Annotated in this window: 13 protein-coding genes; 1 reads left to right on the top strand and 12 read right to left on the bottom strand. The window is 71.9% G+C overall.

Annotated features, from left to right (window positions below; translation table 11 throughout):
• Nucleotides 1-465: 465 nt before the first annotated feature.
• The 9 genes from ACFVSN_RS38350 to ACFVSN_RS38310 all read right to left on the bottom strand — a co-directional run bounded on the left by ACFVSN_RS38350 (nucleotide 466) and on the right by ACFVSN_RS38310 (nucleotide 10,930).
• Entirely contained in the window at nucleotides 466-1,989 is a 1,524-nt protein-coding gene (locus ACFVSN_RS38350) for a CoA-acylating methylmalonate-semialdehyde dehydrogenase (RefSeq protein WP_380443914.1), read from the bottom strand.
• A 259-nt stretch (nucleotides 1,990-2,248) separates the two neighbouring features.
• A complete protein-coding gene (locus ACFVSN_RS38345; RefSeq protein WP_387957979.1) occupies nucleotides 2,249-3,094 on the bottom strand; it encodes a hypothetical protein in 846 nt (281 codons plus the stop codon).
• A gap of 71 nt (nucleotides 3,095-3,165) precedes the next feature.
• Nucleotides 3,166-3,597: a hypothetical protein gene (locus tag ACFVSN_RS38340; protein WP_380499322.1), complete on the bottom strand. Its 432-nt coding sequence runs from the start codon at nucleotides 3,595-3,597 to the stop codon at nucleotides 3,166-3,168.
• A 131-nt stretch (nucleotides 3,598-3,728) separates the two neighbouring features.
• A complete protein-coding gene (locus ACFVSN_RS38335) occupies nucleotides 3,729-5,123 on the bottom strand; it encodes an NAD(P)/FAD-dependent oxidoreductase (RefSeq protein ID WP_380499321.1) in 1,395 nt (464 codons plus the stop codon).
• Nucleotides 5,124-5,209: 86 nt separating this feature from the next.
• Nucleotides 5,210-6,013, bottom strand: coding sequence for an ABC transporter permease (locus ACFVSN_RS38330; protein ID WP_380443906.1), 804 nt, complete (start codon nucleotides 6,011-6,013; stop codon nucleotides 5,210-5,212).
• Complete coding sequence (locus ACFVSN_RS38325; protein ID WP_380443924.1) at nucleotides 6,013-6,906, bottom strand: ABC transporter permease; 894 nt, start codon at nucleotides 6,904-6,906, stop codon at nucleotides 6,013-6,015. Before ACFVSN_RS38325 ends, ACFVSN_RS38330 begins: the two co-directional genes overlap by 1 nt.
• A 23-nt stretch (nucleotides 6,907-6,929) precedes the next feature.
• Nucleotides 6,930-8,069 (bottom strand): ABC transporter ATP-binding protein, encoded by a 1,140-nt coding sequence (locus tag ACFVSN_RS38320; RefSeq protein ID WP_387957976.1) that lies wholly within the window; start codon nucleotides 8,067-8,069, stop codon nucleotides 6,930-6,932.
• Between the two features lie 43 nt (nucleotides 8,070-8,112).
• Nucleotides 8,113-9,363, bottom strand: coding sequence for a spermidine/putrescine ABC transporter substrate-binding protein (locus tag ACFVSN_RS38315; RefSeq protein ID WP_380499319.1), 1,251 nt, complete (start codon nucleotides 9,361-9,363; stop codon nucleotides 8,113-8,115).
• Nucleotides 9,364-9,418: 55 nt separating this feature from the next.
• Nucleotides 9,419-10,930 (bottom strand): gamma-aminobutyraldehyde dehydrogenase, encoded by a 1,512-nt coding sequence (locus tag ACFVSN_RS38310; protein WP_387957974.1) that lies wholly within the window; start codon nucleotides 10,928-10,930, stop codon nucleotides 9,419-9,421.
• Between the two features lie 281 nt (nucleotides 10,931-11,211).
• On the opposite strand from ACFVSN_RS38310, the gene ACFVSN_RS38305 reads away from it, so the two are divergent.
• Nucleotides 11,212-12,864: a PucR family transcriptional regulator gene (locus ACFVSN_RS38305; protein ID WP_380499317.1), complete on the top strand. Its 1,653-nt coding sequence runs from the start codon at nucleotides 11,212-11,214 to the stop codon at nucleotides 12,862-12,864.
• A gap of 3 nt (nucleotides 12,865-12,867) precedes the next feature.
• Here the strand turns inward: ACFVSN_RS38305 and ACFVSN_RS38300 are convergent, their stop codons facing one another.
• The 3 genes from ACFVSN_RS38300 to ACFVSN_RS38290 form a co-directional block, all read right to left on the bottom strand.
• Nucleotides 12,868-14,070 carry a spermidine/putrescine ABC transporter substrate-binding protein gene (locus ACFVSN_RS38300; protein ID WP_387957972.1) on the bottom strand — a complete coding sequence of 401 codons (1,203 nt, stop codon included), beginning with the start codon at nucleotides 14,068-14,070 and terminating at the stop codon, nucleotides 12,868-12,870.
• Between the two features lie 69 nt (nucleotides 14,071-14,139).
• Entirely contained in the window at nucleotides 14,140-15,498 is a 1,359-nt protein-coding gene (locus ACFVSN_RS38295) for an aspartate aminotransferase family protein (RefSeq protein ID WP_380443894.1), read from the bottom strand.
• Nucleotides 15,499-15,633: 135 nt separating this feature from the next.
• Nucleotides 15,634-17,079, bottom strand: a complete 1,446-nt coding sequence (locus ACFVSN_RS38290) for a gamma-aminobutyraldehyde dehydrogenase (RefSeq protein ID WP_380443892.1) — start codon at nucleotides 17,077-17,079, stop codon at nucleotides 15,634-15,636.
• Nucleotides 17,080-17,208: the final 129 nt, after the last annotated feature.

The raw sequence follows: 17,208 nt of genomic DNA, 5'->3' as shown, positions 1-17,208 counted from the left end.
CAGCGGGCCCTCCGGGCGCTTCGTTCTTTCGTGTTTCCAGCTTATCAGATGTTTTCCGCTCCGTTTTCCGGGGCTTCGTCATCCAACTCGCCGGTGTCTTCCGGGACTTGACGCCCCGTCCGACGTTTCAAACTCTAGCCGATCCCCGCTCCGAAAAGCGAATCCAGCCGAAGTCCGACCGCAACCCAATAAAACGCGCACACCGAATACGCACCAAGCCGCGACAGGACGCGACCCAGCCCGGACCGGGAAGTGGTGTTTCAGAGGATTGGCCGCCCCGGGACCGTCCGCGCCGATGCGTGTCCGGTGCTCCCTGTCAGGCAACTCGGAGAACACTACGCGTTCCGGGCCCCCGATGCAAACGGCGTGCAAGGAGAGGTGGGACGGGGTGCGACCGCAGGCCGAACAAGAGCCGGCCGGGCCCTGGGGGGAAGGGCCCGGCCGGCTGTCCTGCGGAGCGGAGGCTCAGCTGTTGGTGGGGAAGCCGAGGTTGATGCCGCCGTGCGACGGGTCGAGCCAGCGCTGGGTGACGGCCTTGCCCCGGGTGAAGAACTGGACGCCGTCCGCGCCGTACGCGTGGGTGTCGCCGAACAGGGAGGCCTTCCAGCCGCCGAAGGAGTAGTAGGCGACCGGGACCGGGATCGGCACGTTGATCCCGACCATGCCGACCTCGACCTCGTACTGGAAGCGCCGGGCCGCGCCGCCGTCGTTGGTGAAGATGGCGGTGCCGTTGCCGTACGGGTTGGCGTTGATCAGGGCGACGCCCTCCTCGTAGGAGGAGACGCGGACGACGGAGAGGATCGGGCCGAAGATCTCGTCGTTGTAGACGGACATGCCGGGCTGCACGCGGTCGAACAGCGTGGGGCCGAGCCAGAAGCCGTCCGCCGTCGGGGCGCCGTTCTCGTCCTCGGCGGTGATTGGGTGCTTCCGGCCGTCCACGGTGAGCTCGGCACCGTCGGCGAGGCCGGACTCGACGTAGGAGGTGACCTTGTCCCGGTGGACGCCGGTGACCAGCGGGCCCATCTCGGAGTCGCCGTTGCAGCCGGGGCCGACCTTCAGCCCGGCCATCCGCTGCTTGATCTTGTCGACCAGCTCGTCGCCGACCGGGTCGACCGCGACCAGCACGGACACGGCCATGCAGCGCTCGCCGGCCGCGCCGAAGCCCGCGTTGACGGCCGCGTCGGCGGCGAGGTCGAGGTCGGCGTCCGGCAGCACCAGCATGTGGTTCTTGGCGCCGCCGAGGGCCTGCACGCGCTTGCCGTAGCGGGTGCCGGTCTCGTAGACGTAGCGGGCGATGGGGGTGGAGCCGACGAAGCTGACGGACTTGACGTCCGGGTGCTCCAGCAGGCGGTCGACGGCCACCTTGTCGCCGTGCACGACGTTGAAGACGCCGTCCGGCAGCCCGGCCTCCTTCCACAGCCCGGCGAGGAAGTTCGCGGCGGACGGGTCCTTCTCGGAGGGCTTCACCACCACGGTGTTGCCGGCCGCGATGGCGAGCGGGAAGAACCACATCGGCACCATGGCCGGGAAGTTGAACGGCGAGATGATCGCGACCGGGCCGAGCGGCTGGCGGATCGAGTAGACGTCGATGCCGGTGGACGCCTGCTCCGTGTAGCCGCCCTTGAGCAGCTGCGGGATGCCGCACGCGTACTCGACGACCTCCAGGCCGCGGGCGATCTCGCCGAGCGCGTCGGAGTGGACCTTGCCGTGCTCGGACACGATGATCCGGGCCAGCTCGTCGCGGCGGGCGTTGAGCAGCTCGCGGAAGGCGAAGAGCACCGTGGTGCGCTTGGCGATCGAGGCGGTGCGCCAGTCGGCGAAGGCCGAGGCCGCGGCGGCCACGGCCTGGTCGACCTCGGCGATCCCGGCGAAGTCGACCTGGCCGGTGACCTGGCCGGTGGCCGGGTCGAAGAGGTCGCCGCGGCGGGGGGCCGCGCCGGCGGTGGCGACGGGCTCGCCGCCGATCCAGTGGGTGATGTGCTTGCTCAAGGTCCGTCTGCCTCCGAAGTCCCGGGCGGCGTCCTGCCGCCGGTCCCTTGTCTGGCGCCGCCCGCGAGTGGGCCGGGCGACGGGAATCACGGGGCTACCGCGCTCGTCACCCAGTCTGGTCGCCGCCGGGCCCGGCCTCAACGAACAGGCTGACGGGGATCCGGGATTCAGCCTTACAGGTCGTCCGGTCGCTCGGCCGGACGGGGGAACCCGGCCCGGCGCACCGGACGGGGAACCCCCGGCCGGTGTGCCGGGCCGCTCAGCCCTCGTCGTCGGGCAGGTCGTCCAGATCCGCCGTGTCGACCAGCTCCGGGTCCTCCAGGTACGGGTCGTGCAGCCCGTCCGCCGCCGCCTGCGTCTCCAGCAGGTCCAGCCGCAGGTCCTGCGCCCACTCCAGCGCCCACCGCTTCAGCCCGGCCACCGCGTCCGCGGCGACGCCCCGGGCGCGGAACCGGCCGTCCGCCGCCTCGGCCAGCGTCTCCAGCCGCTCGGCGAGCGCCGTCGGCTGGAAGTCGTTGTCCAACACGCTTGCCAGCGCCACGAGTTCACCGGTCCGGTAGTTGGCGGTGAGCGCGTGGACGTCGATCAGGTCGCGCGGCATGCCCCGGTCGACGAGCAACGCGGTGGTCAGCGCCGCCGCGTCTTCCAGGGCCACGACCGGCAGGACCACCGGCGCCGGCGGCGCCGCGGACGCGCCGGACTCCCCCGCCGCGCCGGGCCCGAGCACGAGCCGCACCGCCCGGTGCGCGAGCGGTTCCTTGCGCAGCTCGACCGAGTGGGTCCGCCCGCCGAGCCCGAGCCGGACGGCGAGCTGTTCGAGCCGCGGCGTGCCGGGCCGCTCGGTGGCCTCGCCGCCCGCCGCGCGGTAGGCGACGGCGAGCACGGCGGCCACCTCCGGCAGGCCGGCGTCGCCCCGCTCCGCGCCGCCGGCCACCAGGGTGAGCCCGTCCTGGTCGCAGGCCGCCACGCCGTGGGCGCGCAGCGCGTGGCCGCCGGCCAGCGCGAGCCCGTACCGGTCGCACAGGGGCGCGGCCAGTTCGGCGAGCCGCAGCTGGGCCGGGCCCGGTCGGAGGACGGGGTCGAGCGCGTCCGGGGCGGTGGTCACGCCTCCAGTCTGCCGCGACCACCCCTCCCCCGCGCCACCTGCCGGGGCGCGGGGCGGCCGGGCGGCGCCCGTCACCAGTCGCTGAGGTCCGCGGCGGCCTCGTGGAGGGCCAGCTCCAGCAGCACCGGGTCGTTGAGCCGTCCGGACCCGTCGGGCGGGACCAGCCAGCGCACCCCCCGGCTGCTGCGCTCGGGGTGCGGGACGACGATCCAGGTGCCCTCCCCCGCGCACCGCACGCCGGTGCCGACCCAGCGGGCGGCGGTGCCGACGGGGACGAGGAAGCTGACGTGCTCGTCCCCGAAGTCGGCGAGGGCCGGCCCGCAGAAGCCGCCGTCGAGGATGTCCAGGGCCGGGCGCCCGAGCCTGGCCGGGACGGACAGGACGTCCCAGCGGCGGCCGGCGGGCAGCAGCATCAGGCCCAGTCCGGTGCGTTCCCACTGCGCCCGGAAGCCCTCCGGGTCGGGTGCCGCCTGGGCGAGCCAGTGCAGTCCGGTGCTCTCCATGTCTGTCCCCGCTTCGTGCCGCTCGTACCGTTCAGGGCGCGGCGAGCATGCCGAGACCCGCCGCCACCAAGGAGAGGTGGACGGCGGGTCTCTCTTACACCGACTCGGGCGGAAAACCGTGGATGCCGGGGTCAGCTGTCGAAACCGAGCCCCAATCGGTCCAACGTGCGCAGCCACAGGTTGCGGTGTCCGCCGTTGCGGTCGGCGCGCTGCAGCGAGCGGGTGGTGATCTCGATGCCGGCCCAGCGGACCGGCTCGGGCGGGAACGGCAGCGGCTTGCGGCGCACCATCTCCAGCGAGGTGCGCTCGGTGCGCTCGCCCGCGAGCAGGTCGAGCATCACCTCGGCGCCGAAGCGGGTGGCCCCGACGCCGAGCCCGGTGTAGCCGGCCGCGTAGGCGACCCGGCCGCCGTACGCGGTGTCGAAGAACGCCGAGAACCGGCTGCAGGTGTCGATGGCGCCGCCCCACGCGTTCGTGAAGCGCAGGCCCTCCAGCTGCGGGAAGCAGCGGAAGAAGTTGTGCGCCAGGGTCCGGAAGGTCTCCGGCCGCTGGTCGTACTCGTGCCGGACGTGTCCGCCGTAGTGGTAGACCGCGTCGTAGCCGCCCCACAGGATGCGGTTGTCGGCGGTGAGCCGGAAGTAGTGGAACTTGTTGGCGCTGTCGCTGAGCCCCTGCCGCCCGCTCCAGCCGATCGCGGCGAGTTGCTCCGCGCTGAGCGGCTCGGTCATGAGCGCGTAGTCGTACACCGGGACGACGTACGGACGCACGCGCTTGACCAGCGACGGGAACGCGTTGGTACCGAGGGCGACCCGGCGCGCGAACACCCGGCCGTACGGGGTGCGGACGGCCGTGCCGCTGCCGTACTCGCGCAGGTCGGTGGCCCGGGTGTGCTCGAAGATCCGCACGCCCTGGCCGAGGCAGGCCTCCTTGAGGCCCCACGCGAGCTTGGCGGGGTGGACCATGGCCACGCCCTCGCGGTCCCAGAGCCCGCCGAGGAAGGTCGGCGAGTCCACCTCGGCGCGCAGCGCGTCGGCGTCGAGGACGGTGAGGTCGAGGCCGTACGCGCGCACGGCCTCGGCGATCTCGTGCAGTTCCTCGACCTGGTGGGGCTGGGTGGCGATGTCGATCTCGCCGGTGCGCTCCCACTCGGCGTCGATGCCGTAGCGCTTGAGGGTGTCCTCGATGCCGTCGAGGTTGGCGGCGCCGAGGCGTTCCAGCTGCGCGAGCTCGGCGGGCCAGCGCTGCAGGCCGTTGCCGAAGCCGTGGGTGAGGCTGGCCGCGCAGAACCCGCCGTTGCGCCCGGACGCGGCCCACCCGACCTCCTGCCCCTCGACCAGGACGACGTCCAGCGAGGGGTCGCGCTCCTTGGCGATGAGCGCGGTCCACAGGCCGGAGTAGCCGCCGCCGACGACCAGGAGGTCGCAGACGGTGTCGCCGACCAGGGCGGGCTGCGCCGCGGGCCGGCCCGGGTCCTCCAGCCAGAAGGGGGTGGGCCTGGCGTCACTGAGTGCGCGGGCGGAGTCCATGCATTATCAGCCACTTTCCACGGATAGGTGATGGTTTGACGGGCCACCGCGGTCCGAATCTACGTCAGGCGGTGGCCCTTGCCGCGTCAGGCGGCGGCCTTGCGGCGGTTGCCGAGCCACTGCCCGCCGACGGTCAGCGCGACGGCGGCGATGAACATCGCGGTGCCGATGACGTTCACCTGCACCGGGATGCCGCGCTGCGAGGCGCCCCAGACGAACATCGGGAAGGTGACGGTGGTCGGGCCCGAGTTGAACTGGGTGATGATGAAGTCGTCGAAGGAGAGCGCGAAGCTGAGCAGCGCGCCCGCCGCGATGCCGGGGGCGGCCAGCGGCAGCGTGACCCGGAGGAAGGTCTGGACGGGGGTCGCGTAGAGGTCCTGGGCGGCCTGTTCGAGCCGCGGGTCCATGCTCATCACGCGCGCCTTGACCGCCGTCACCACGAAGCTGAGGCAGAACATGATGTGCGCGATGAGGATCGTGGTGAAGCCGAACGGGATGCGCATGTTGAGGAAGAGCGTGCCGAGCGAGGCGGCCATGACGACCTCGGGCATGGCCATCGGCAGGAAGATCATCGCCGTGGTGGCGGCGCGGCCGCGGAAGCGGTGGCGGGCCAGGGCGAAGGCGACCATGGTGCCGAGGACGGTCGCACCGATGGTGGCGAGCACCGCGATCCGCAGGCTCAGCGAGAGCGACTGGCACATGTCGGCCACGCCGCAGGGGTTGGTCCAGGCGTCGGTGGAGAACTCGTTCCACTCGTAGTTGAACTTGCCCACCGGCTTGTTGAACGAGAACGCGAGCACCACGAGGTTCGGCAGCACCAGGTAGGCGAGCGCCGCCAGCCCGGCCAGCACGACCAGGTGGGCGCGGATCCACTTGAAGATGCGGGACATCAGACCAGCTCCTCCGTCCCGGCCTTGCGCATGTAGACCGTCACCATGACCAGGATCAGCGCCATCAGGATGAAGCTCAGCGCGGCGGCCGTCGGGTAGTCGAGCACGTTCAGGAACTGCTTCTGGATGCCGTTGCCGACCATCTGCTCGCTCGGCGAGCCCAGCAGCTGAGCGTTGATGTAGTCGCCGGACGCCGGGATGAAGGTGAGCAGCGTGCCCGCGACGACACCCGGCAGCGAGATCGGGAAGGTCACCTTGCGGAAGGTGGTGAACGGCCGGGCGTACAGGTCGCCGGCGGCCTCGTGCAGGCGCGGGTCGATCCGCTCCAGCGAGGTGTACAGCGGGAGGATCATGAACGGCAGGAAGTTGTAGGTCAGGCCGCAGACCACGGCGAGCGGCGTGGCCAGCACCCGGTCGCCGGAGGTGAGCCCGAGCGCGTTGGTGACGTCCAGGACGTGCAGCGTGTTCAGCGCGCCGACGACCGGGCCGCCGTCGGACAGGATCGTCTTCCAGGCGAGCGTGCGGATCAGGAAGCTGGTGAAGAACGGCGCGATCACCAGGATCAGGATGACGTTGCGCCACCGCCGGCTCGCCTTGAACGCGATCGTGTAGGCGAGCGGGTAGCCGATGGCCAGGCAGAGCACGGTGGCGACGGCGGCGTAGGAGAACGAGCGGACGAAGTGCCACTTGTACTCGACCAGGGCGTCCCAGTACGTCGAGACGTGCCAGGTGACCTTGAAGCCCGCTTCGAGCGAACCGGTCTGCAGCGATGTGGACGCCTGGTACAGCATCGGCACGGCGAAGAAGACGACCAGCCAGGCGATGCCGGGCAGCAGCAGCCAGTACGGGGTGAGCTTGCGCTTCGGCTTCGGTCCGGGTTCCTTCAGCGGGATCGCGGCGGCCGGGGTGGTGGCGGTCACGCGGCCTCCTCCGCGGTGCCCGCGTCGATCGCCTGCGCGGCGTCCAGGGCGAAGGAGTGGGCCGGGTTCCAGTGCAGGACGACGGGGGCGCCGGGCACGATCCGGGCGTCGCGCTCCATGTTCTGCTCGAAGACCGTCACCTCCTGGCCGCCGTCGGTGCGCACGACGTACTGGGTGGAGACGCCGATGAAGCTGGAGTCGAGGACGGTGCCGGCCAGCCGGTTGCGGCCGTCGGCGACCTCGGCCGAGCCGTGCTCGATGGTGATCTTCTCGGGCCGGACGCCGAGGTGGACCTGCCGGGAGCCGGTGGAGCAGCGCGCCTTCGGCACGGCGAGCCGGGCGCCGGCCATGGTGAGCAGCAGGTCGCCGCCCTCGTCGCCGGTCACCTCGGCGGGCAGCAGGTTGGACTGCCCGAGGAAGTTGGCCACGAAGGTGGTGGCGGGGTTCTCGTACAGGTCCGCGGGGGCGCCGAGTTGTTCGACCCGGCCGCCGTTCATCACCGCGATGGTGTCGGCCATCGTCATGGCCTCCTCCTGGTCGTGGGTGACGTGGACGAAGGTGATGCCGACCTCGGTCTGGATCCGCTTGAGCTCCAGCTGCATCTGGCGGCGGAGCTTGAGGTCGAGGGCGCCGAGCGGCTCGTCGAGGAGCAGCACCTGCGGGTGGTTGATCAGGGCGCGGGCGACGGCGACGCGCTGCTGCTGCCCGCCGGAGAGCTGGTGCGGCTTGCGCCGCGCGTACGGGCCGAGTTCGACGAGTTCGAGCATCTCCTCGACCTGCTTCTTCACGTCCTTCTTCCCGCGCCGCCGCAGGCCGAAGGCGACGTTCTCGAAGATGTCGAGGTGCGGGAAGAGCGCGTAGCTCTGGAAGACCGTGTTGACCGGCCGCTTGTACGGGGGCAGGGCGGTGACGTCCTGGCCGCCGATCAGGACGGTGCCGCCGGTGGGCTCCTCCAGCCCGGCGATCATGCGCAGGGTGGTGGTCTTGCCGCAGCCGGAGGCACCGAGCAGGGCGAAGAAGGAGCCCTGGGGCACGGTCAGGTCGAGCGGGTGGACGGCGGTGAAGGAGCCGTAGGTCTTGCCGATGCCGGTGAGGCGGACGTCGCCGCCGGCCGCGTCGCGCTGCTGGTCTGTCATCTGGGGTGTCTTCCTGGTTTCTGCGGTCTCGGCCGGGGGCTGGTCAGGCACCGATGAGCTTGGAGAACTTCTCCTCGAAGTCGCTCTCCTCGCCCTCGGTGAGGGTGCGGAACACGTGCGCCTTCGTCGCCATCTCGGGGGTGGGGACGACCAGCGGGTTGGCCGCGGTGTCCGGGGCGAGCGTGGCGAGCTCGTCCTTCATCCCGGTGACGGCCGAGACGTAGCCGATGCCCGCGACCAGCTGCGCCGCGATCTTGGGCTGATAGTAGAAGTCGATCAGCTTCTCCGCGTTCGCCTTGTGCCGCGCCCTGGCCGGCACCAGCAGGTTGTCGGTCGAGGCGACGTAGCCCTTCTCGGGGATGACGAACTCGATGTCCGGGTTGTCGGCGCGCAGTTGGATCAGGTCGCCGCCCCACGCGACGCACGCGGCGATGTCGCCGGAGGAGAGCTCCTGGCCGTAGTCGTTGCCGGTGAAGCGGCGGATCTGCTTGTCGTCGACGCCCTTCTGCAGCCGGGCGATCGCGGCGCCGTAGTCGTCGGCGGTGAACTTCGCCGGGTCCTTGCCCATGTCGAGCAGGACCATCCCGATCGTGTCGCGCATCTCGGACAGGAAGGTCACCCGGCCCTTGAGCTCGGGGTCGTCGAGCAGCTGGGAGACGCTCGTGACCTCCTTCCCCTTGGTGGCCTTCTTGTTGTAGGCGACGACGACCTGGATGCCGGCCCACGGGTAGGTGTAGAGCCGCCCCGGGTCCCAGTCGGGGGCGCGGAAGCGCGCCTCGACGTTGGTGATGGCGGTGGTGACGTTGGCCGGGTCCAGCTTCTGCGCCCAGCCGAGCCGGATCAGCCGGCCGCACATCCAGTCGGTGAGCACCACCAGGTCGCGGCCGGTGTCCTGGCCGGACGCCAGCTGCGGCTTGATCTTGCCGAAGAACTCGACGTTGTCGTTGACGTCCTCGGTGTACTTGACCGTGATCCCGGTGGCCGCGGTGAAGGCGTCCAGGGTGCCGTGCTTCTGCTTGTCCTTCTCGTCGGTGTCCACGTAGAGCGGCCAGTTGGAGAACGCGACCTCCTTCTCGCCGGCCGAGTGGTCCTCGGCCGCGTTGGCGCTCGAATCGCCGCTCACTCGGGGAGCGGCCGGGATGCCGCAGGCGGCCAGGGTGCCGGCTCCGGCGGTCAGCGCGGCGGCGCGCAGCAGGGTGCGGCGGCCGATCGCGGCCCTGCCGCTGGTCAGGCTGCGTTCCCAGGCCCTTCGGACCGGTTCGGGCAGACCGTCGGTGAGCTCGTTGAACGCCATGGAACGGGCCTCCTGGGGGAAGTCGGGGGTGTGGGGGGCACCCGCCGGCCGGGGGTCATCTGTCGCCGAAGACGGTGCGGTGCCAGTCCTTGCGGGCCACCGCGGTGGTGTCGAACATGACGTGCTTGACCTGCGTGTACTCGTCCAGCGAGTACTGGGACATGTCCTTGCCGTAGCCGGAGGCCTTGTAGCCGCCGTGCGGCATCTCGCTGATGATCGGGATGTGGTCGTTGACCCACACGCACCCGGCGGCGATCTCCCGGGTGGCGCGCAGCGAGCGGTGGACGTTGGTGGTCCAGGCGGAGGCGGCCAGGCCGTAGGGGGTGTCGTTGGCCAGCCGCAGGCCCTCGTCGTCGGTGTCGAAGGGCAGCACGACGAGCACCGGGCCGAAGACCTCGCCCTGCACGATCTCGCTGTCCTGGGCGGCGTTCGTGACGAGGGTGGGCGGGTAGTAGGCGCCGCGGGCGAGGTCGGTGCCGTCGTGGCCCTTCACGGGGAGCCGGCCGCCGGTGACGACGGTGGCGTACGCGCGGGCGCGCTCGACGAAGCCGGCCACGCGGTCCCGGTGGGTGTACGAGACCAGCGGGCCGAGGTCCGTGCGGGGGTCCAGCGGGTTGCCGACGCGCACGGCGGCGTACAGCTCGGCCACGCCGGCCACGAACGCGTCGTACAGGGGGCGCTGGACGTACGCGCGGGTGGCGGCGGTGCAGTCCTGGCCGCCGTTGATCAGCGACGCGGCGACCGCGCCGTGCACGGCGGCGTCGAGGTCGGCGTCGTCGAAGACCACGAACGGGGCCTTGCCGCCGAGTTCGAGGTGGGTGCGCTTGACGCCCGCGACGGCGAGTTCGGCGACCCTGCGCCCGACCGCGGTGGAGCCGGTGAAGGACACCATCGCGACGTCCGGGTGGGAGACGAGGTGCTCGCCGGCCGTGCGCCCGGCACCGGTGACGACGTTGACGACGCCGTCGGGGATGCCGGCCTCGGTGCACGCCTTCGCGAACATCAGCGAGGTCAGCGGCGTCAGCTCGGCCGGCTTGAGCACGATCGTGTTGCCGGCCGCGATCGCCGGGAGGACCTTCCAGGCGGCCATCTGCAGCGGGTAGTTCCACGGCGAGATCGAGCCGACGACGCCGACCGGCTCGCGCCGCACGTAGGAGGTGTGGTCGCCGGAGTACTCGCCGGCCGCCTTGCCCTCCAGGTTGCGGGCGGCCCCGGCGAAGAAGGCGGCGTTGTCGATGGTGCCGGGCACGTCGAACTCGGTGGCCAGCCGGACGGGCTTGCCGGTCTGCGCGGTCTCCACCCGGGCGAGGTCGTCGCCGGCCCGGGTGAGGACGGCGGCCAGCCGGTTCAGCGCCTCGGCGCGGGCGCCGGGGGTCGCGGCGGCCCAGCCGGGCAGCGCGGCCCGGGCGGCGGCCACGGCCGCGTCGACCTCCGCGGTGGTGGCCAGGGCGACCTGTTCGACCACGCTGCCGTCCGCGGGGTTGACGACCTGGAAAGGCCCGCCGCTCCCCCGGCTCTGCCGGCCGGCGATGTACTGCGCGCCGGCGCCGAAGTCGGTCAGGTCCATCTGGTTCCTCCAAGTGCCGGTTCCGGCAGTGCGACGTTCCCCGGGCAGGGGATTCCACTGCCTCTTTCCTGCTGACGCGACGGATTCCGGTGTCCGGATCTTCGCCACAGCCGACCCGCTGACCATGCCCGCTGCCGCGACGGCGTGACAAGGGTCACTCCGACAGTCTCGACACGAAGGGCCTTACAACCTGCAAGGTGCCGAACAGCCCAACAGTTCGTCGTGAGCAGGATGATTTACCTGACACTGTGGATCCCCTAGGAGCTCTGGAGGCCCTCGCGATGCTCCCCACCGTCGCCCGCGTGCTCGACCTGGAGGTGATGCGGCGCGGCCTGCCCCAGGTCGTCGCCGGCGCCGACCACCTGGAGCGGCCGGTCCGCTGGGTCCACGTCAGCGAGCTGCCCGACGTCGCCGGGATGCTGCGCGGCGGCGAGCTGGTCCTCACCACCGGCATCGCGCTGCCCGAGGACCGCGACGGACTCGCCCGCTACGTCCGCGAGCTGGCCGACGTCGGCGTCGCCGGGCTGGTCATCGAGTTCGGCCGGCGCTACTTCGACACGCTCCCCCGCGCCCTGGTGCACGCCGCCGAACAGCGCGGCCTGCCGCTGATCGCACTGCGCCGCGAACTGCGCTTCGTCGCCGTCACCGAGGCCGTCCACGCCCTGGTCGTCAACGCCCAGCTCGACCAGCTGCGCGCCTCCGAGGCCGTCCACCAGGTGTTCAACGAGCTGGTCGTCGAGGGCGCCGAACCCCCCGAGGTCATCCGCCAGGTGGCCCGGATCGCCGGCGCACCCGTCGTCCTGGAGAACCTCGCCCACCAGGTGCTCGCACACGACGCCGCCGGCCGCCCCGAGGCCGAACTGCTGGAGGACTGGGAGCGCCGCTCGCGCGGGGTGCGCCCGCCCGGCCGCACCGGCCACGACCCGCGCAGCGGCTGGCTGGTGACCACGGTCGGCGCGCGCGGCCAGGACTGGGGCCGGCTCGTGCTCGTCCAGGAGCCCGGCGCACTGCCCTCCGGCGAGGCGCACCCGCACGCCATGCTGCTGGAGCGCGGCGCCTCCGCCCTCGCGCTCAACCGGCTCGTGGTGCGCGACCGGGAGAGCCTGGAGCGGCAGACCCACCGCACCCTGCTGTCCGGCATCCTCACCCACGCGCTCACCGTCTCCGAGGCCGCCCTGCGCGCCCAGGCGCTCGGCGTCCCGCTGGAGGGCCGCCGGCTGGTCGGCGTCGTGCTGCGGCAGCGGCGCGGGCCGATCCCGGCCGCCCTGGAGGCGCAGGCCCGGCTGCGCGACTTCACCGAGCTGGCCGCCGGCGCCGTCCGGGCCTGCCGGCTGTCGGCCCTGGTCGGCGCGCTGGACGACGAGGGCGTCGGCGTCCTGATCGCCCTCGGCACGCAGCAGGACGAGCACGCCGCGCTGGACGCCTTCTCGGCCGCGCTGCGCCGGATGGCGGCGGAGGCCGCGCGCGACGCCGGCCCCGGGCCGGAACCGGTGGTCGCGGTCGGCTCCTCGGTCGGCTCGGTCCGCGACGCCCGGCGCACCCTCCTGGAGGCCACCCAGGTCGCCGACGCGGCCCTGCACGACGCGCCGGGCGCCCGGACGTCGTCCTACTACCGGCTGCCCGACGTGCGCCTGCGCGGCCTCCTGCACCTCCTGCGCGACGACGCCCGCCTGCAGACCTACGTCGAGCGGGAGCTGGGCCCGCTGCTCGCCCACGACGCCGAGCACAACGGCCAGTTGGTGCGGATGCTGCGGATCTACCTGGAGCAGGGCCGGAACAAGTCCGCCGCGGCCGACGCCGCGCACCTGTCCCGGCCGTCCTTCTACGACCGGCTGCACAAGGTCGAGCGGATCCTCGGCGTCGACCTCGACCAGGTGGAGTCCTGCCTCTCCCTGCACGTGGCGCTGCTCGCCCTCGACGCCGTCCGCCGGTGAACCTCAGACCCCGGTGATGCGCCCCCAGACCTTGTGCAGCGCGGGCCGCTCGGCCGAGGTCACGTCGCGCATGGTGCGCAGCCGGGCGCGCATCTCGTCGGTGGGGAAGACCAGCGGGTTCTCCGCCAGCTCGGCCTTGTCCTTGTCACCGCTCGCCGCGAGGACCTCGCGCGCGGCCGGCACCGGGCAGATGTACTGGACGGCGGCGGCGAGCTGCGCGGCGACCTCGGGCTGGTAGTAGTAGTCGATCAGCAGCTCGGCGTTGCGCTTGTGCTCCGCCCGGTTGGGGATCATCAGGCTCTCCGCCCACAGCTCGGCGCCCTCCTCCGGCACGAGGAACGCGATGTCCGGGTTCTCGGCGGTGAGCTGGACGGCGTCGCCGGAGTACGCCTGGCAGGCGAGCGCGGCGCCGGAGGCGAGGTCGCCGGTGTAGTCGTTGCCGGTGAAGCGGCGGACGTGGCCGTTGTCGACCATCTTCTGCACGAGGTCCATCGCGCGGTGCGCGTCGTCGTCGGTGAACCGGGAGACGTCGGCGCCCTGGGAGAGCATGAGCAGCCCGAGCGCCTCGTCCAGCCCGGCGAACAGCGTCACCCGGCCCTTGAGGTCGGGCGCCCACAGGTCCGCCGTCGACCCGAGCTCGCGGCCGATCGCCTTGCGGTTGTACGCGATGCCGGTGATCCCGGACTGCCAGGGCACGCTGCGCCGGCGCCCGGGGTCGAAGGCCGGCCGGGCGAGCTGCGGGTCCAGGTTGGCCGTGACGTTGGGCAGGTTGGCCCGGTCCATGGCCTGCACCCAGCCGAGCGAGACGTACCGCCCGGCCATCCAGTCGCTGATCACCATGAGGTCCCGGCCCGGGTCGGCGCCCTCGGTGAGCACCGGGCTGATCTTGCCGAAGAACTCGTCGTTGTCGTTGATGTCCTCGGTGTAGGTGACCGCGATCCCGGTCTTCTCGGTGAAGGCGTCGAGCGTCGGCCGCCGTCCCTGGTCGTCGACGTCGATGTACTGCGTCCAGTTGGAGAACGCCATCCGCCGGTCGGTCTCCGAGCGGTCCGGCGCCGAGCGGCGGTCCTCGGCCACGTACGCGGACGGGATCCCGCAGCCGCTCAGCGCGCCGGCACCGAGCAGCGCGGCCCCGCCGCCGAGCACCGAACGTCGGCGCAGCGCACGGGGGTTCAACGGACGTCGGGACGTGGTGGTGCTGGGCATGGTGGGGCCTCCGGAGCGTGGGACGGCCCCGGGCGCACCGAGGCACCCGGGGCCGTCCGATTCGTTACGTCAGACAGTGTGCGCGTCGGCGAGCGACAGCACCTCGTCGAGCACCGCGAGGCCGGTCTTGGCCTCCTCCTCCGTGACGGTGCACGGCGGGACGACGTGGAAGCGGTTCATGTTGACGAACGGCCAGAGCCCGCGCTGCTTGCAGGCGGCGGCCAGTTCGCCCATCGGCGCGTTGGCGGCGCCGGCGGCGTTGTAGGGCACCAGCGGCTCGCGGGTCTCGCGGTTCTTGACCAGGTCCAGCGCCCAGAACACGCCGAGGCCGCGCACCTCGCCGATCGAGGGGTGCCGATCGGCCAGCTCGCGCAGGCCGGGGCCGAGCACGGTCTCGCCGATGTGCTTGGCGTGCTCGACGATGCGCTCCTCGGCCATCGCGTTGATGGTCGCGACGGCGGAGGCGCAGGCCAGCGGGTGGCCGGAGTAGGTGAGCCCGCCGGGGAAGGGCCGCTCGTCGAAGTCGGCGGCGATCGCGGCGCTGATCGCCACGCCGCCGAGCGGCACGTAGCCGGAGTTGACGCCCTTGGCGAAGGTCAGCAGGTCCGGGGTGACGCCCCAGTGGTCGGCGGCGAACCACTCGCCGGTGCGGCCGAAGCCCGCCATCACCTCGTCGAGGATGAACACGATCCCGTAGCGGTCGCAGATCTCCCGCACCCCGGCGAGGTAGCCCGGCGGCGGGATCAGGATGCCCGCGGTGCCGACCACGGTCTCCAGGATGACGGCCGCGACCGTGCCCGGCCCCTCGAACGCGATCACCTGCTCCAGGTGCTCCAGCGCGCGCTCGCACTCCTGCGCCTCGTTCTCGGCGTGGAAGTTGGAGCGGTAGGCGTACGGGCCCCAGAAGTGCACCACGCCGGAGACGCCGGTGTCGTTGGCCCAGCGGCGCGGGTCGCCGGTGAGGGCGATCGCGTTGGCGGTGGCGCCGTGGTACGAGCGGTAGGTGGAGAGCACCTTCTGCCGGCCGGTGTGCAGCCGGGCCAGCCGGATGGCGTTCTCGTTGGCCTCGGCGCCGCCGTTGGTGAAGAAGATCTTGTCCAGGTCGCCGGGGGTGCGCTCGGCGATCAGCCGGGCGGCCTCGCTGCGCGGCTCGACCGCGAAGCCGGGCGCGAGCGTGCAGAGCTTCGCCGCCTGCTCCTGGATCGCGGCGACCACCTTCGGGTGCTGGTGCCCGATGTTGGTGTTCACCAGCTGCGAGGAGAAGTCGAGGTAGCGGTTCCCCTCGTAGTCCCAGAAGTACGAGCCCTCGGCGCCGGCCACCGCGAGGGGGTCGATCAGCGCCTGGGCGGACCACGAGTGGAAGACGTGCGCGCGGTCGGCGGCCTTGACGGCCTGGCCTGCGGCTGAGTCAGCGGTGGGGATGCTCATGCGGCAAGGCTAGGGAGTCCGGTGCCCGAAGTGCAGTTTCATCTTGTCAGTCGGTCACGCGAACGGCCGACAGGGTGCAAAGACACAGGGCCCGGGTCGAATCGACTCGGGCCTCATGTCAGTTCATACCAACGATCAGATGGCAGTCATGACGTGCTTCACCCGGGTGTAGTCCTCGAAGCCGTAGGCCGAGAGGTCCTTGCCGTAGCCGGACTTCTTGAAGCCGCCGTGCGGCATCTCGGCGACCAGCGGGATGTGGGTGTTGATCCACACGCAGCCGAAGTCCAGGCGGCGCGACATCCGCATGGCGCGGGCGTGGTCCTTGGTCCACACCGAGGACGCCAGCGCGAACTCGACGCCGTTGGCGTACTCGACGGCCTGGTCCTCGTCGGTGAACCGCTGCACGGTGATGACCGGGCCGAAGACCTCGTTCTGGATGATCTCGTCGTCCTGCTTGAGGCCGGAGACGACGGTCGGGGCGTAGAAGTAGCCCTGCTCGCCGACCCGGTGGCCACCGGTCTCGACCTTGGCGTGGGCGGGCAGCCGCTCGATGAAGCCGGCCACCTGCTTCAGCTGGTTGGCGTTGTTCAGCGGGCCGTACAGCACGTCCTCGTCGTCCACGCCGCCGGTCTTGGTCTCGGCCGCGGCCTTGGCCAGCGCCTCGACGAAGGCGTCGTGGATCGAGTCGTGCACCAGCACGCGGGTGGCCGCGGTGCAGTCCTGGCCGGCGTTGAAGAAGCCCGCCACCGAGATGCCCTCGACGGCCTCGGCGATGTCGGCGTCCTCGAACACCACGACCGGGGCCTTGCCGCCCAGCTCCAGGTGCACGCGCTTGACGTCCTTGGAGGCCGACTCGGCGACCTGGATGCCGGCCCGGACCGAACCGGTGATGGAGGCCATCGCCGGGGTGCGGTGCTCGACCATCAGCTTGCCGGTCTCGCGGTCGCCGCAGATGACGTTGAAGACGCCGGCCGGCAGCTCCAGGTCCTTGAGGATGCCGCCGATGATCTCGGCCAGCAGCACGGTGGAGGCCGGGGTGGTGTCCGAGGGCTTCAGCACGACGGCGTTGCCCGCGGCGATCGCCGGGGCGAACTTCCAGACGGCCATCATCATCGGGTAGTTCCACGGCGCGACCTGGGCGCAGACGCCGACCGGCTCGCGGCGGATGATCGAGGTCATCCCGTCCATGTACTCACCGGCGGCCTTGCCCTCCAGCAGGCGCGCGGCGCCGGCGAAGAAGCGGATCTGGTCCACCATCGGGCCGATCTCCTCGGAGAGGGTCAGCGCGCGGGGCTTGCCGGTGTTGCGCACCTCGGCGTCGACGATCTCGTCGGCGCGCGCCTCGACGGCGTCGGCGATCTTCAGGAGCAGCTTCTGGCGGGTGCTCGGGGTGGCGTCGCGCCAGACCGGGAAGGCGGCGGCGGCCGAGGCCATCGCGGCGTCGACGTCCGCTGCACCGGACAGCGGGGACGTCGCGTAGACCTCGCCGGTCGTCGGGTCGACGATGTCGAGCGTGCGGCCGTCGGCCGCGTCGACGAACTCACCGTTGATGTAGTTGCGCAGCGTGCGAAGGTCGCTCACGGGGTCTCTCCTCGGTCTGGTCCTGCGGCGTTGCAGAGTCCGGCGCCATGGTACGTCCGCGGCCGCGGCGTACGAAGGGTGCCGAGTGGCCGGGCCCGGACGGCCGCGGTCCACTGGTGGGGGAACGCG

The organism is Kitasatospora sp. NPDC057904, assembly GCF_042887925.1.
Lineage (GTDB): Bacteria > Actinomycetota > Actinomycetes > Streptomycetales > Streptomycetaceae > Kitasatospora.
The sequence above is the reverse complement of the archived record's forward strand: the minus strand, read 5'-3'. Positions and strand labels throughout refer to the sequence as shown.